We start from the raw sequence: 15,972 nt of genomic DNA, 5'->3' as shown, positions 1-15,972 counted from the left end.
TTTATTTATCAAATTATTAGTTTCTTCTCCCTCTGGGAGAGGATTAAGGCGAGGGTTTTAATGTAAAAATCCCCTCATCCTAACCTTCTCCCCAAGGAGAAGGGACTTTAAGGTCTAATTGAAAGAAGCTAACAACTAGAATTAATAATCCACATTGTTAATAACTACAGCATAAAAACCACCTGATAGAATTCGCTTTTTGGCTGCAATTTTTAACTTTGTAGCAATGGAACATTTTATAGTATCTGCGCGTAAATACCGACCTCAAGCATTTAAGGATGTTGTGGGGCAACAGGCTATTACCAATACGCTGCTTAATGCTATAGACAATAATCATTTAGCACAAGCCCTTCTTTTTACTGGGCCTCGAGGAGTTGGTAAAACATCGTGTGCAAGAATTTTGGCCAAAACCATAAATCAGGATGGTAATGAGCATCCCGATGAAGATTTTGCATTCAATATTTTTGAGCTTGATGCCGCTTCAAATAACTCTGTTGATGATATACGTAATCTTATTGATCAAGTACGTATTCCACCGCAGGTTGGAAAATACAAGGTATACATCATAGATGAGGTGCATATGCTCTCACAAGCTGCTTTTAATGCGTTCTTAAAAACATTAGAAGAACCTCCTAAGCATGCCATCTTTATATTAGCGACTACCGAAAAACATAAAATCATTCCTACCATCTTATCCAGGTGTCAAATATTTGATTTTAAAAGAATTACAGTTACCGATGCAAAAAATCATCTAATGCAAGTAGCTGTTCAAGAAGGTATCACTGCAGATGAGGATGCTTTGCAAATTATAGCGCAAAAAGCAGATGGAGCTATGCGCGACGCCCTATCTATTTTTGATAGAGTCGTAAGCTTTAGTGGTAAAAATCTTACCCGACAAGCAGTTACAGAAAATTTGAATGTTCTGGATTATGAGACGTATTTTAAAACTACCGATTTAATTTTAGAAAATAATATCCCACAACTACTTTTAGAATTTAACGAGATTTTAGCGCATGGATTTGATGGCCATCATTTTATAGCAGGTTTAGCTTCGCATTTTAGAGATTTGCTCGTTTGCAAAAACCCTGCTACCATAAATCTTCTAGAAGTAGGTGATCAAACCAAAACTAAATACTTAGAACAATCACAGAAAGCTCCTCATGATTTTCTTATTAAGGGCATAGAGCTTGCTAACGACAGTGATCTCAAATACAAAACCAGTCGAAACCAAAGACTGTTAGTGGAGCTTTGCCTAATGCAGCTTGCCTCTATCCTACTGGATGGAGAAAAAAAAAATGACCAACCCTATATAATTCCGCCTTCTTATTTTAAAGAAAAAGGCATTAAAGCTGTCAAGATTTCAAAAGAAGTCAAAGAAAAGGCAGAGGAAAAAATTGAGGTTCAGCATCAAACTAAAACCGTTGAAGATAAATCTGAAATTAGTACTGTAGAAATCGAGGAGAACAGCACTGCTGAAGAACAAGAAGTTTTGAGTGTTGACACTCCGATAATTACAGAGAAAAAACAAATTTCTGTTCAGCGAGATCGCAAAACATCAGGCTTATCACTTAGTAGTATTCGAAAGAAGAAAGAACACCAAGAAAAAAAGGTGGATAATGTTGTTGACCCAAAAAACCTTCCTACTGAAGCTTTCGAGGAATCTGTCATGCAAGCCGCCTGGATTGAATATGGTAAAATGCAGGATAAAAAAGGGGAACGAATCATCGGTTCTATGTTTGCCATGAATATCCCAGTAGTAAAAGATGATAAAATTCAATTAGAATTACCTAATCAATCAATGAAGGTTGATCTCGAAAATGCGCTTCCGGGTCTATTTCAATTCTTATACAAAAAATTGAATAATTATAGTGTAGAACTGGTAATTACAGTTAACGAAGAAGCCTCTAAAAAATATGCTTTTACACCACAGGATAAATACGAAAAACTACGAGAGAAAAATCCGCTAATTGACAAATTGCGATCTTCTTTTGATTTAGATATATAAAGCAAACTCATCAATTCCAACGAGTATAAATTGCGTTTAATTTTTTCTTTTCCTAGAGGAATTCCTAAAGTAATTTCTGGTTTTAATTTTATTATATAAAACTACAAGAATTACAAACAGGCCTAATATTAACATTCCGCCTCTTCCTGTTAAGTAATCTAGTATTTCGATCATAATTATATTTTTCTCGAAGTTGTTGTCGTCTCAATTAAAAAAAACTTACACTTATGATCTCATTGTAATAAAACTGGTGTTGTAATTTATTACTATTTAAAAGCCTAGATTAACTTTAGATACCATTAGTTTTACCTAATTTTGTACTTTATAGAATAACTAAATAAAGAATTATAATGCTTGGCCTAAAACTTCCAACAGACCCAAGATGGGTTAATATTGTAGAAAAAAATATAGAAGAAATTCTAACAGATCATGCATATTGCGAACAAAAAGCTACATCAACTGCAATATCTCTAATTGTGAGTTTCCCGGAATATACAGAACTCGTGCAAGAAATGACCAAATTGGTAAAAGAAGAAATGAGTCATTTTAAAATGGTACATGATAAAATCATAGAACGAGGTTGGGTATTGGGAAGAGATCGAAAAGATGACTATGTGATTCAATTAGTTACTTTTTTCCCAAAAGGAGGAAGTCGAACAACACAGTTGGTGCATCGTTTACTATATGCTGCCTTAATTGAAGCCAGAAGTTGTGAGCGTTTTAAATTGTTATCAGAAGAATTAGAAGATCAGGAATTATCAAAATTTTATAAAGACCTTATGGTTAGTGAAGCTAATCATTATACAATGTTTCTTGGTTTTGCAAGGCAATATGGAGATCGTGCTGAAGTAGATCAAAAGTGGCAGGATTTACTTACTTATGAAGCAAAGATCATGAAAGATTTGGGTAAAAAAGAGACAATGCATGGATAAAAAAAACTCACCATTAAGGTGAGTTTTATAGTATATATTTTGATAAACTCTTATAACTTATACCCCACTGATAGTTGAATATTTGTACTACTCGCATCTATACCCCCTGGAATACCTTCATCATCAATAATATTAGACAAACCATAACCGTAACGCAGGTCTGCAAAGAAGTTTTCGGTGATACTAACTCCTATACCCGCTACAGCGGCAAAATCGAATGTATTGAAATTGGTCTCTAGTGCTGTATTATCTTCCCACTCCCATATCTTAAGTCCTACCTGCGGACCAATATGTATATTAATCATCTCGTTAATATGATACTTAATGAAAACTGGTAATTGAAGATAATCTACTCTTAAGGTTTCATCATCATTTCCTTTTGATGAGTATTGAAATTCTGGTTGTATACTCCATTTTTCGGCTATAGCATACTCTGCCAGAAATCCAACCACAATACCAAACCTACTATCGTCTAGGTTTTCTGGGATATCATCAGAATTTATTGAACTTAGATTAGCTCCGATTCTTATTCCGTAGGAGTTTTCTTGGGCAAAAGAATGTAAAGTTCCTAGCATTAAAATACAGGTAAGGTAGAGTAATGTTTTTTTCATAGTAGTATTTAGATTAGTGTTTCTGGGGTAACTTATTCTACAAATATACTGATTTCAAAAAACTTTATTATTTATTAAGTTTTTCATTGTATAGCGACTTAATAATACCATCAGACAATCCAATTTTAGGCACATAAATGTCTTTTGCACCACTCCATTTCATTGCAGATAAATATATCCGGGCAGCAGGAACTATAACATCTGCCCTATCTTGGTTTAAATTGAGCTGCCAAATTCTTTCTTCATAAGTCAAAGAATTTAAGAGTTTATAGTAAGAACTTAGGTATAAAAAAGATAGAGGTTTCCCCATACTTTTTCCACTATTCTTAAAGATGTTATTGATATTTCCCCCAGACCCAATTAATGACACTCTGGAGTAACCCCTAGTCTTTTCTTTAATCCAATGCTCTACATCTTTCCAAGATTCATCTGAAACCAGATTATTAAGCAGTCTTACCGTACCCAGTTTAAAAGATTTAGACGCAATAGTCTTTCCATTGTGATATATTGTAAACTCTGTACTCCCTCCACCTACATCAACATATAGATACGTGGCATCGGTATTAATTAATTCATGTAAATCAGTCATTGCAATAATTGCTGCCTCATCTTTACCATCAATAATATCAATTTGAATCCCTGTTCGCTCTTTTATAAGATGTACTAATTCTTCTCCATTTTCTGCCTCGCGCATTGCAGATGTAGCACATGCCTTATATTTAACTACTTTGTGCGTTTTCATGAGAAGTTGATAGGCTTGCATAGCATCTATCATCCTGGTAATATTTTCTTCGGAAACTTTTTTGGTTTTAAAAACATCTGCCCCCAATCGAATAGGTACACGTACGAGGCTTGTTTTTTTAAATCTGGTGGTTTTTCCTTCTTCTTCATGAATGCTGCTTATCAATAGTCTTACCGCATTCGAGCCAATATCAATGGCTCCATATTTTTCTATAGTTAACAAAATAAATTAGTTTCCAAGTTTTTTTAAATAATAATCATATGTAGCTATCTGCGATCTGTTTTGTTCTTGATCGTTCCTAATGTACGTATTATCTTGATCTTCAGAAAGTCTTCTTGCCTTTACATTATCTTTCCAACAAATATCAAAAGTTTCCATTAATTCCAACTTAATATCTTCATCATAGATCGGGCAAGATATTTCTACTCTTCTATCAAGGTTACGTGTCATCCAATCGGCAGACGAAATATACACTTTAGGGTCTCCTGCATTTTGAAATATAAATAGTCGCGGATGTTCCAGAAACTTATCTACTACACTTATTGCTCTGATATTTTCACTCATTCCCTCGATCCCAGGTATTAAACAACAAATGCCTCTAATAATAAGATCAATTTTTACTCCAGCCCGACTTGCTTCATATAATTTATCAATCATATCATAATCACTAAGGCTGTTTAATTTTAGCTTTATACCTGCTTGTTTTCCTTCTATACTATTTTTGATTTCTTTATCAATTAATATCACCAAAGCAGATCGCGTATAGTGCGGAGAAACCAACAAATGTTTATAGCGATTTACTTTATAATTTATTTCAAAAAATTTAAAAACTCTATTGGTTTCTTTGAGAATTGCTTCGTTTGTAGTAAACAGCGTGTAGTCTGTATAAATTTTTGCTGTAGACTCATTAAAATTACCTGTACTAATAAAACCGTATCTTTTTAACTTCCCTTTTTCTTCTCGTTCTATCACGCAAGCTTTGCAGTGCACTTTGAGCCCGGTAACACCAAAAATTAGGTTTATTCCTTCTCTCTGCATCTGCTCTGCATACCGTATGTTTGCTGCTTCATCAAAACGAGCTTGCAATTCGATCTGAACCGTAACATTTTTTCCGTTTTTTGCGGCATTAATAAGAGAACTGGCAATATGCGATATACTAGCCAATCGATATATTGTAATTTTAATGCTTTTTACTCTGGGATCGATAGCAGATTCTCTTAAAAATTTTACTGTATATGAAAATGTATGGTACGGTGTATATTGTAGAAAATCTTTTTTGGCAATTTTATTTAATAACCCTCCTTGCAAACTTAAACCAGGAATAGCTAAAGGCTGAATTGGCTGATAAATCAACTCTTTGTTACCTAAATCTGGAAAATTCATGTAATCTCTACGGTTATGATATCTACCTCCGGGTATTATACTATCGGTATTATCTACCCCCATTTTATCCATTAGATAATTAAGAGTGTCTTTACCTATATTTTTATCATAAACAAATCGTACTGGCTCTCCATCTCTTCGGGATTTTACACTACTAGAGATTTTTTGAATAAAACTTTTACTAAGATCGTTATCAAAATCTAATTGCGCATCACGAGTGATCTTAATCATATGAGCCGAAGCACTTGCATAGTCAAAAATACTGAAGTTAATGCGCATACAATACCGAATAAGATCGTCTAGAATAATGATATATTGTTTTCCATCCTTTTCGGGAAGAACTACAAATCGATCTGTATTTTTCGGGATTTCGATTAATGCGTATATTTTTTCTTTGGTGGTATGTTGTAAGATTTTAGAAATTCTACCTTCTTTCGGAATTTTATCTTTTAACACCAATTTTACTGCTAGATATGCTACACTATCCTTTAAATGAGGAAATTTTTCAAGATCATTAAGTATATAGGTCACTAAAGCCGGACTAACTTTACTAATGAAGTATTTACGAATAAAAGCATCTTGATCGGGAGTAACTTCTTTTTCATTAATAATAAAAATATTATGATCCTCCAGTCTGTTTTTTATGGTATTGATGGTTTTAAGACTTTCGGCCTGTTGCTTAATAACTATGCTCGTAATTTTTTCAAGCAAATCACTAGCCGTAGTTCCTTTAAGTACATTTTTTCCGTCTTTTCCAGCCAGATCAATCCTTTTAATAGTTGCATATCGCACCTTAAAAAACTCATCTAAGTTATTAGAAAATATCCCGATAAATCGTAGCCTTTCTAACAAAGGAACCGTATCATCTGCTGCTTCTTGTAACACTCTCGCATTAAACTGCAACCAACTCAACTCCCTATTAATATACTGATTAGTAATAATTTCTGGCATTATTTCAAAGATTTAGGAAAAATTGTTAATAAGGTTTTTCCTACATTTATATCTTTCCATTTATTACAATCAAATTCGATCCCTACTACACCAGCAGTAGGTAAATTATCAATTCTTTCGCTTCCGTAAAGATTTGCTATTGAAGTAAATGCATGGTTATGTCCAAAAATCATCAATGTGTTAATCTTATCTTCACAATTTTTTATAACATCAACTACTTTATGCCCTCCAAAATCGTAGAGATCAGGTTCTAAAGAAAAAATAGTGCTAGAAATATCTAATTGATCTACTATAATCTTTGCTGTAGAATGTGCTCTTACCGCAGGACTACATAAAATTTTATCTACTGGTTTTATCAGTGTTTTCAGCTCTTCCCCTATTAATCCTGCATCTTTAACCCCTCTTTTATTAAGTGGTCTATCCTCATCTGACACGTCAAATTCCCAAGAAGACTTTGCATGTCTAATTATATATAAAGTTTTCATAAATTCTATACTATTATTAGCAAAACGAAGTTATATAATACAAGTTTAAGAATTAGCTTTTACAATTCTAACTTTAGGAGAATAAAAAATATTATTTTATATGATCATCGACATGATAGAAAAGTTATTAACAACACATAAACAACATTTAAAACACATAGAATCATATGGCCTATGTGCGTCCTAAATCAATGAGAATGAATATAATATCCTTATGATTTTAATCGATGAAAAGTGTATTTACATCGAAAAATCGTTTTTTTTAGCCTAAAATTAAATGTTAAAATCTAAATTTACATACGGTTTTCCCTCATACCAAAATATATCCCAACACAATTATGAACACAAATTTATCATAACATAATTTAGGGTTAACAAAGACAACGAAGTGGAAAAAGTAATTATTAAAAAAAGAAATCTAACCCGATTTCAGAATTTAGGCCTACTTATTATTATATGCAGTTTATTTTCTTCTATTGCATATGGTCAGGTAGAGGTGCCTTTAAAGAAACGTACAGAGTTTACTTTTAAGGGTGATTTCAAATTTGTATCCAATACAATATTAGGGAAAGTTAGTAACGATGATGGGTCAGGAATTTTTAATCCCAATAAAAGTTATAATGACGGAGGATTGAATAATCAGTTCCAAATGGGTTTTATAGATATAGATAAGGACCCTTCGACTTTTAATTCTAGTAGTGCCGATCTAAATATTGAATCTGAATGCAATACAATCAAGCATGTAGGTTTATACTGGACTGCTGCCTATGCCGATGAGAATCGAGCACACGATATTACTACAATCAAAATTAAATACCCGGGAGATCAATCCTACTCTACCATTACGGGAGGACAAATAATCCATGATTATTATAATGACGATAAAGCTTTATTTAAACAATACTCCTGCTATAAGGACATCACTAAAGATGTATTGAACCTAAAGGATCCTCAGGGAACCTATACTTTGGCAAATATACCTGCAACAACAACAGCCGTAAATAATGATCAAACCCTAGGAAATGGCCTTACAGGCGGTTGGACTATGGTAGTAATATATGAAGATGACACAAAACCAAGAAAAAGATTTTATGTGTATGATGGTTTTGTGAATATTGACTCTAAAGCTAAACCTGTAGCTTTTTCTTTTGATAATTTTCAGACTATCCCTAATGGTGCTGTGCATGGAAGAATTGGGGTTATTGCCTTTGAAGGTGATAAAGGTATAAGAGGTGATCGTTTTCAAGTCATGTCTAATGAAACCAATAAGTACAAAAGTCTTGCAGATGGCACGAATCCGATGAATAACTTCTTCAATGCCAACATTACTGAAAATGGTAAAAATATAATGTCAAGAGTTCCCGCTAGTTATAACACACTGGGATATGATGCCGACTTATTTGATATTAAAAATGTTAGAAATAGTATTATAGGCAATAATCAAACTGAAGCAAAATTTAGATTATCTACAGATAACGATGGGTACTCTGTAATGGCTGTTGCTTTTAGTGTTGATATTTATGAACCTGCAATTCATATAATTAAAAGATCAAAATATGCAGATAACACATATGTTCATCCAACTGATGTCTTATCACCCAAGCAACAAATAACATATAATCTTACTATATATAATGATGGTAACGATGATGCAAAAAATACAATTATTAAAGATGTACTTCCTAAAAATGTAATTTTTTCAGCAAAATCTTTAGTATTACCGTCCAAAAAAATCAAAACTAAGTTTGACCAAAAATCAAGAACCTTAAGTTTTATCATTCCTAATAAAATGGTGAAAACAGACAGTGAGCCATTTGATATTAGTTACAATGTAATCGTTGACACGGCATGTGAAACTATCGAAACAATTGATGATATTTTGGTTGTTGACCAACCTGTTACTGCAGCATTTAATGGTTCCCTAAATGAAACTGTAAAATATTCTGAAGGATACAATCACATTAATAGATGTAATTTACCTGACTATTATCAATTTAAGTTGGCCATTGATATAAGCGACCTCAATTGCCCAAATGCTGTACGTCTTGCATCTCTTCCTAAAATGCAACCAGGAGATTTTGATGAGACAAGTAAATCTAATAATACAGAAAGTGGAGGAATAACACCGGGAGATATTGTTAAGTCAAACAAATCCCCAGAATCAGGACTAAAATCGAATCAAAGCATCAATAGAACCATAAATGACTTAATCGATTTAAATGAAATATATTTTGATTTTGACAAATGGGATATTACTGAAAAAGCTGAAATAGAATTAGATAGAGTGGTACGAATTATGACCGAAGATTATCCTAACATGGTAATTAAGATTGAAACTCATTCTGATAGTCGCGGTGATGAAGACTACAATCTTGAACTTTCTCACAAAAGAGCAGAGTCTATTTATAACTACCTGTTAACTAAGAATATTTCTAAAAACAGAGTTCTTTCTTATAGAGGTTTTGGCGAAAGCAAACCGGTTAACGAATGTAAAGACGGTAAAGATTGTTCTGAAGACCAATACCAGAAAAACAGAAGATCTAGTTTTGTGATCATGTAGAATCAGGGAGAAAGCCTGCTTTTTATCCACTTATTTTCTGCCGCATTAGTGAAGCGTATACGATCATGTAATCGATTAGCCCTACCCTGCCAAAATTCAAATTCAATTGGTTGCACACAATATCCTCCCCAAAATGGTGGTTTAGGTATTTCTTTTTCAGAATACTCTTCTTCAAGGGATTTAAGACGTTGTTCTATAATTTCTCTAGAATCAATTAACTCACTTTGGTAGGACGCCCAAGCTCCTAACTGACTTCCCTTTGGACGAGATCTAAAATATGCTATACTTTTTTCTTCTTCAATTTTATCTACAATACCCTTGATAATAACCTGACGTTCAAGATTTGGCCAAAAAAAAGAAAGACATACTTTATTGTTATTAGCCATTGCTTTTCCTTTCTCAGATGTATAATTGGTATAAAATACAAAACCATTTTCATCGTAATGCTTTAACAACACAATTCTAGCCTTTGGAAAGTGATCTAAGCCCAATGTAGTAATTGTCATAGCATTGGTTTCATCAACGCCTCCTTCTTGTTCTACTTCAGAAAACCAATCAGAAAAAAGTATAAATGGAGAATCAGGAAGGTTTGCTTCTTCTAAAAAACTCTTTTCGTAAGACTTTCTATACCCTGTAAGGTCTCTATTCATTTCACAAAATTATAATGCAATTTACCATTTTCTGAAACAGAAATTAACAGCACTTTCGATAAATTATTGAACTAAAACTCGAATACCTTACCATCATCTCCAATTTCAACATTCTCAAAGACGGTTTTAGCTTCTTCTCTAAACATTTCTATATTATCGTACCGAGTAGAATAATGTCCTAAAATTAAGGTTCCAACATTTGCTTTTTCGGCTATTGTCGCGGCCTCAATTGCCGAGCTATGCCCTGTCGTTGCGCACAAATGTTTGTGGCTTTCTAAAAAAGTAGATTCATGATATAATACTGTAGCATTTTCAATTAAAGGAATTTTTGCTTCATCATACCGTGTATCACTGCAATATGCATAGCTTTTAGTTGGTCTAGGAGCATCGGTAAGTTCATTATTAGGGATAATAGTGCCATTATCAAGCACAGCATCTTTTCCTTTTTTTATAGAGCGATAATACGCTTTATCAATATCAAAATTCATTACTTTGCTCATCAATAATTTTCGATCACCAGGTTTTTCCTGAAACAAGAACCCGTTGCAATACACTCGATGTTGTAATGGAATCGTTCTTACTACAACTGTTTCATCTTCAAAAACAACTTCAGATTCTTTATTTGTAAGCTCATGAAAATGTAATGGATAATCTGTCCAGGAACTAGAAAGTTTTAATTGCAGCGTAATCGCTTCTTTTATCCCTTTTGGGCCATGTATATGCAAAGGGGTTTCTCTACTCAGCATTCTAAATGTTGAAACTAACCCGATCAACCCAAAAAAATGATCTCCATGAAGGTGTGAAATAAAAATATGCTGTATTCTGGAAAATTTAATCTTATTTCTTCGTAATTCAACTTGGGTACCTTCTCCACAATCGATTAAAAAGGTATGATTGTTTATTTCTAAAACCTGAGAGGTAGGATTTGTAAATGTTCGGGGAGTTGCAGAATAGCAACCTAAAATAGTAAGTTTCAAAATTTATCTACTGCTTAATTAACAAGATTGTGAATATAAATCAATCTTATGTATAAATCAATTATCTTCCAAAAGAATCAAATGTGGTTAATAATGATATGTATCCTTTTACATCTAAATCTCTTCTATAGCCAGTTGCTCCCAAGACTACACCATTCTTATTAAGAACTAAAATAACAGGAAAAACTAATCTTTTGTTATATCGATCAGCTAGTGCCAAATTTTTCTTTTTTTGTTCTTTTGAAATTCTATTCTTTTTCCGTCTAGGAAAATCAGCTTTTAACCATACATATTTTTGATCTGCAAATGCTGAAAATTCATTACTAGACAACACATTTTTTTCTAACTTGATACATGGAGGGCACCAATCAGATCCAGTAAAAAACAATACAATTTTTTGATCCTTTTCTTTCGCGATGGCCAATGCATCATCTAAATCATACTGCCAATCCTGCGCACTTAGTGTCAAGTTACATAGCAAAGCAAAAGCAACAATTATAAACGGGGCAAATTTATTCATAATGATTGAGACGAAAAATCGTAAAATTGATTACAAAAAAAATTACTTTTTTTTTAAAAATCCAGGTCTCTTTCTATTTCTTCCATCTCCACTAAATCATAAGCCTCTTGCAGTGTAGGAACAATTGTTATTTCGGCTGGTGTATCTTCATAAGAAATCTTATCAGTAACAATAACAAATGAATGCTTTGTCGCTTTATGAGCATTAGAAACCCTTAAAAACTCATTAACATCATCTACTGTAAACTTTTTCAGTGAAAATAAATTTATTATGATGTTATCATTTTTTAAGGATTCGTATCTATCCTCAACACCTTTAACAAATTCAACAATTGTAGTTTTTTCTTGCGTAATTATGGTTGTAGAACCTTCTTTATTAAAAATCATAGTTATCGTTTAATTTTTGAAGCTAAAAGATATATTACCGCCATTCTCACTGCTACTCCATTCTGTACCTGATCTAATATAATGGCTTGATTAGAATCAGCAACATCACTCGTGATTTCTACGCCACGATTGATAGGCCCTGGATGCATAATTACAATTTCTTTATTCAGACTATCCAATAACTTTTTATTTACCCCAAATTGTTGTGTATATTCTCTGGTAGAAGGAAAATAACTAATTTCCATCCTTTCATTTTGCACGCGAAGCATATTAGCAATATCACACCACTGTAATGCCTTTTTAAGATTAGTTTCTACTGTCACCCCTAGTTTTTCGATGTATCTAGGTAATAACGTTTTAGGTCCACATACTTTTACTTCGGCTCCTTGTAGTTTTAGCGCAAAAATATTTGAAAGTGCGACTCTAGAGTGTAAAATATCGCCCACAATCACTATTTTCTTCCCTGCCACTTCACCTAATCGTTCTCTAATAGAATACGAATCTAATAAAGCTTGTGTAGGATGTTCATGAGCTCCATCTCCTGCATTGACAATACTTGCATTAATATGTTTAGAAAGAAAAACACCAGCTCCTGGATTAGGATGTCTCATGACCACCATATCTACTTTCATAGAAAGGATGTTATTAACGGTATCTATAAGTGTTTCTCCCTTTTTTACCGAAGAGGATGCTGCAGAAAAATTAATTACATCGGCAGAGAGTCGTTTTTCTGCTAATTCAAAAGATAATCTGGTTCGTGTGCTATTTTCAAAAAAAAGATTGGCAATAGTAATATCTCGGAGCGAAGGAACTTTTTTAATAGGACGATTAATAACTTCTTTGAAATGGTCTGCTGTTTCAAAGATGAGATTAATATCATTTTTGTTTAGATATTTAATTCCTAGTAAGTGATCCACACTTAATTCGCTCATTTCTAATATTTAGTTTAAAAAATCTTTTCTCTTAACATTATTCATTTACTAAATACACTGCATCTTCTCCTTCATTTTCTACCCAATGTACTTTTACTTTTTCTTGATTGATTGCATCTACTTGTCGGCCACGATAATTAGGCTGTATAGGTAAATGCCTGCTAAAACGCCGATCTATTAATGTTAATAATTCTATTTCTAACGGCCTTCCAAAAGATTGCACAGCAGTTAAAGCCGCCCTTATACTTCTACCTGTATACAATACATCATCAATAAAAACCACTCTTTTATCCTCTACGACAAAATCAATATGTGTTTTATTGGCTTCTAATGGCTTATCCCCTCGTCTAAAATCATCTCTGTAAAAGGTAATATCAAGATATCCAATTTGTATATCTGTAACTTGGTAATTATCAATTAAAATCTGACAAATTCTGTCTGCTAAAAACTTACCTCTAGGCTGAACACCAATTAGGACTGTATTCTTAAAATGCGTATGATTTTCTATTAATTGACAAGCCAAACGGTGCAGAATAATGTCTATCTCTTTTGCACTAAGTAGTAGTTTTTGACTCATAATCTCCAAATAGATATCTGGAGTACAAAAGTAGTGAAATTTTAGAATTATTATTAAGCAATTGCTATAAGTTTAAGAAAGAAGTCATCATTATTGCTTAAAATAAAAAAAGCCGTTCTTTCGAACGGCTTTAACTATACTAAAAAAATTGAGAATTATTTCCCTCCTTTTTCCATTTTAGCTTTAAGATCTGCTAATGCATCGATATCACCAAGCGTAGTTTTCTCAGAGGCATTAGATGCCGCTTTCTTCGCTGCTTGTTTTACAATCTTAGCTTCTTCTTCTTTAAACATCGCTGTATGTGAAGCTACCACTCTTTTGAATTCTTTACTGAACTCAATGATCTGGAATTCTGCTTCATCACCTTTTTTAAGCTTGCTACCGTCTTCTTTTTCAAGATGACGAGAAGGAACAAATGCTACGATATCTTCGTTAAAGTCAATTGTAGCTCCTTTGTCAACTATTTCACCAATTGATGCTGTATGCTTAGTACCTACACCAAACTCAGTTTCATATTTATCCCAAGGATTTTCTTCAGTTTGCTTATGACCAAGACTTAACTTACGTCCTTCAACATCTAACTCAAGAACTACAACATCAAGTTTATCACTAACATTTGTAAAGTCTGATGGGTGCTTAATTTTCTTAGTCCAAGAAAGATCTGAGATATAAATTAAACCATCAATACCTTCTTCTAATTCTACGAATACACCAAAGTTAGTAAAGTTACGTACGATACCTGTGTGTTTAGAACCAACTGGGTATTTGGTAGTAATATCAGTCCATGGATCTGGAGTCAATTGCTTGATACCAAGAGACATTTTACGCTCTTCTCTATCTAAAGTAAGAATTACAGCTTCTACTTCGTCACCAACTTTTACAAAGTCCTGTGCAGAACGTAAGTGAGTTGACCAAGACATTTCTGAAACGTGAATTAATCCTTCTACTCCTTCTTCAACTTCGATAAACGCACCGTAATCAGCGATTACAACAACTTTACCTTTAACTTTGTCTCCAACTTTAAGTTCTTTATCAAGAGCTTCCCATGGGTGTGGTTTTAATTGCTTAAGACCTAATTGGATACGAGTTTTAGCCTCATCAAAGTCTAAGATTACTACATTTAATTTCTGATCAAGTTCTACGATCTCATTTGGATGATTGATTCTTGACCAAGAAAGATCTGTAATATGAATAAGACCGTCAACTCCACCAAGATCAACAAATACACCGTAAGAAGTAACATTCTTAACAGTACCTTCTAATACCTGACCTTTTTCTAATTGACCGATAATTTCTTTCTTCTGCTCTTCGATATCTGCTTCGATAAGCGCTTTGTGAGATACAACAACGTTTTTGAATTCGTGGTTAATTTTTACCACTTTAAATTCCATTGTTTTACCAACATATGCATCATAGTCACGGATTGGCTTAACATCAATTTGAGAACCTGGTAAGAACGCTTCGATACCGAATACGTCTACAATCATACCACCTTTTGTTCTACATTTAACGAAACCATTTACGATTTCACCAGAATCATGTGCTGCATTTACTCTATCCCATGCTTTGATCACACGAGCTTTACGGTGAGATAAGATTAATTGACCTGTAGCATCTTCACGTACATCAATTAAAACTTCTACCTTGTCTCCTACTTTAAGATCAGGATTGTAACGAAATTCATTTAATGAAATAACACCTTCACTCTTTGCATTAATATCGATGATAGCATCACGATCAGTAATATTAATTACTGTTCCCATTACTACCTCGTCATTTAGAGTGTCAACGAAGTTTTCTGCAACTAATTTCTCAAACTCTTCTAATTTAGAGTCTGCGATAGGATCAATTCCTTCTTCGTAGTTGTGCCAGTTAAATTCTTTTAAGAATTGTTCAGGATTTGCTTGTTGTTCTGAAACTACTGGAGTTTCTACTTCCTGAACGTCTGTGTTTTTTGTTTCTTCAGACATTGAAGATAAAATTTGTATTCTGTATATCTTTGAAAATCAAGGCGAAAACTATACAGAAGCGTTAAAATAAAATTTATATCATACCCTTTTTAATTCTCTTACTCGCTAAAAAGGAGTGCAAAAGTACGATTTAAATTATTAGAAAACAATTTTCAAGTAATTGAGTTACTGAGTATTTGAGTATTTATATTTTAGCAGATGTGATTTAGCAAATAAAAAACTGACATCAATTACAAATATTCTGATTACCGATACTAAGAAAAGCTACTTCTTACGCTATCGATTTTTAAA

The 15,972-nt window shown here is 33.1% G+C and carries 14 protein-coding genes; 3 read left to right on the top strand and 11 right to left on the bottom strand.

Going from position 1 to position 15,972, the window contains the following annotated elements; all coding sequences use genetic code 11:
• Positions 1-226 precede the first annotated feature (226 nt).
• Both ABW637_RS15610 and ABW637_RS15605 read left to right on the top strand, forming a co-directional pair.
• The gene (locus ABW637_RS15610; protein ID WP_367585652.1) at positions 227-2,005 is read left to right on the top strand and encodes a DNA polymerase III subunit gamma/tau; all 1,779 of its coding nucleotides are present in this window, start codon (positions 227-229) and stop codon (positions 2,003-2,005) included.
• A 350-nt stretch (positions 2,006-2,355) separates the two neighbouring features.
• A complete protein-coding gene (locus tag ABW637_RS15605) occupies positions 2,356-2,937 on the top strand; it encodes a MiaE family protein (protein ID WP_367585651.1) in 582 nt (193 codons plus the stop codon).
• A 50-nt stretch (positions 2,938-2,987) separates the two neighbouring features.
• On the opposite strand, the gene ABW637_RS15600 is transcribed toward ABW637_RS15605, so the two are convergent.
• The 4 genes from ABW637_RS15600 to ABW637_RS15585 all read right to left on the bottom strand — a co-directional run bounded on the left by ABW637_RS15600 (position 2,988) and on the right by ABW637_RS15585 (position 7,109).
• Positions 2,988-3,548 carry a porin family protein gene (locus ABW637_RS15600; protein ID WP_367585650.1) on the bottom strand — a complete coding sequence of 187 codons (561 nt, stop codon included), beginning with the start codon at positions 3,546-3,548 and terminating at the stop codon, positions 2,988-2,990.
• Positions 3,549-3,615: 67 nt separating this feature from the next.
• Entirely contained in the window at positions 3,616-4,512 is an 897-nt protein-coding gene (locus tag ABW637_RS15595) for a Ppx/GppA phosphatase family protein (protein WP_367585649.1), read from the bottom strand.
• A 6-nt stretch (positions 4,513-4,518) separates the two neighbouring features.
• Positions 4,519-6,624 (bottom strand): polyphosphate kinase 1, encoded by a 2,106-nt coding sequence (ppk1, locus tag ABW637_RS15590; RefSeq protein WP_367585648.1) that lies wholly within the window; start codon positions 6,622-6,624, stop codon positions 4,519-4,521.
• Entirely contained in the window at positions 6,624-7,109 is a 486-nt protein-coding gene (locus ABW637_RS15585) for a SixA phosphatase family protein (protein ID WP_367585647.1), read from the bottom strand. The genes ppk1 and ABW637_RS15585 overlap by 1 nt, the downstream gene beginning before the upstream one ends.
• A 388-nt stretch (positions 7,110-7,497) precedes the next feature.
• Between ABW637_RS15585 and ABW637_RS15580 the strand changes: the two genes are divergently transcribed.
• A complete protein-coding gene (locus tag ABW637_RS15580) occupies positions 7,498-9,669 on the top strand; it encodes an OmpA family protein (RefSeq protein WP_367585646.1) in 2,172 nt (723 codons plus the stop codon).
• A 2-nt stretch (positions 9,670-9,671) separates the two neighbouring features.
• Here the strand turns inward: ABW637_RS15580 and pdxH are convergent, their stop codons facing one another.
• The 7 genes from pdxH to rpsA form a co-directional block, all read right to left on the bottom strand.
• Positions 9,672-10,319 (bottom strand): pyridoxamine 5'-phosphate oxidase, encoded by a 648-nt coding sequence (gene pdxH / locus ABW637_RS15575; RefSeq protein ID WP_367585645.1) that lies wholly within the window; start codon positions 10,317-10,319, stop codon positions 9,672-9,674.
• A gap of 71 nt (positions 10,320-10,390) precedes the next feature.
• On the bottom strand, positions 10,391-11,296 hold the full coding sequence (locus ABW637_RS15570) for a ribonuclease Z (RefSeq protein WP_367585644.1): 906 nt from the start codon (positions 11,294-11,296) through the stop codon (positions 10,391-10,393).
• 61 nt (positions 11,297-11,357) lie between these two features.
• On the bottom strand, positions 11,358-11,816 hold the full coding sequence (locus ABW637_RS15565) for a thioredoxin family protein (protein WP_367585643.1): 459 nt from the start codon (positions 11,814-11,816) through the stop codon (positions 11,358-11,360).
• A gap of 53 nt (positions 11,817-11,869) precedes the next feature.
• Positions 11,870-12,202, bottom strand: a complete 333-nt coding sequence (locus ABW637_RS15560) for a ribonuclease Z (RefSeq protein ID WP_367585642.1) — start codon at positions 12,200-12,202, stop codon at positions 11,870-11,872.
• A 2-nt stretch (positions 12,203-12,204) separates the two neighbouring features.
• Positions 12,205-13,134 carry an aspartate carbamoyltransferase catalytic subunit gene (locus ABW637_RS15555; protein ID WP_367585641.1) on the bottom strand — a complete coding sequence of 310 codons (930 nt, stop codon included), beginning with the start codon at positions 13,132-13,134 and terminating at the stop codon, positions 12,205-12,207.
• Positions 13,135-13,171: 37 nt separating this feature from the next.
• Positions 13,172-13,711: a bifunctional pyr operon transcriptional regulator/uracil phosphoribosyltransferase PyrR gene (pyrR, locus tag ABW637_RS15550; protein ID WP_367585640.1), complete on the bottom strand. Its 540-nt coding sequence runs from the start codon at positions 13,709-13,711 to the stop codon at positions 13,172-13,174.
• 155 nt (positions 13,712-13,866) lie between these two features.
• Entirely contained in the window at positions 13,867-15,681 is a 1,815-nt protein-coding gene (gene rpsA, locus ABW637_RS15545; RefSeq protein ID WP_367585639.1) for a 30S ribosomal protein S1, read from the bottom strand.
• Between the last annotated feature and the right edge of the window lie 291 nt (positions 15,682-15,972).

Source organism: Aquimarina penaris, from assembly GCF_040786285.1.
Lineage (GTDB): Bacteria > Bacteroidota > Bacteroidia > Flavobacteriales > Flavobacteriaceae > Aquimarina.
Note: the sequence above shows the minus strand (reverse complement) of the source record. Positions and strands in the feature narration are given on the sequence as shown.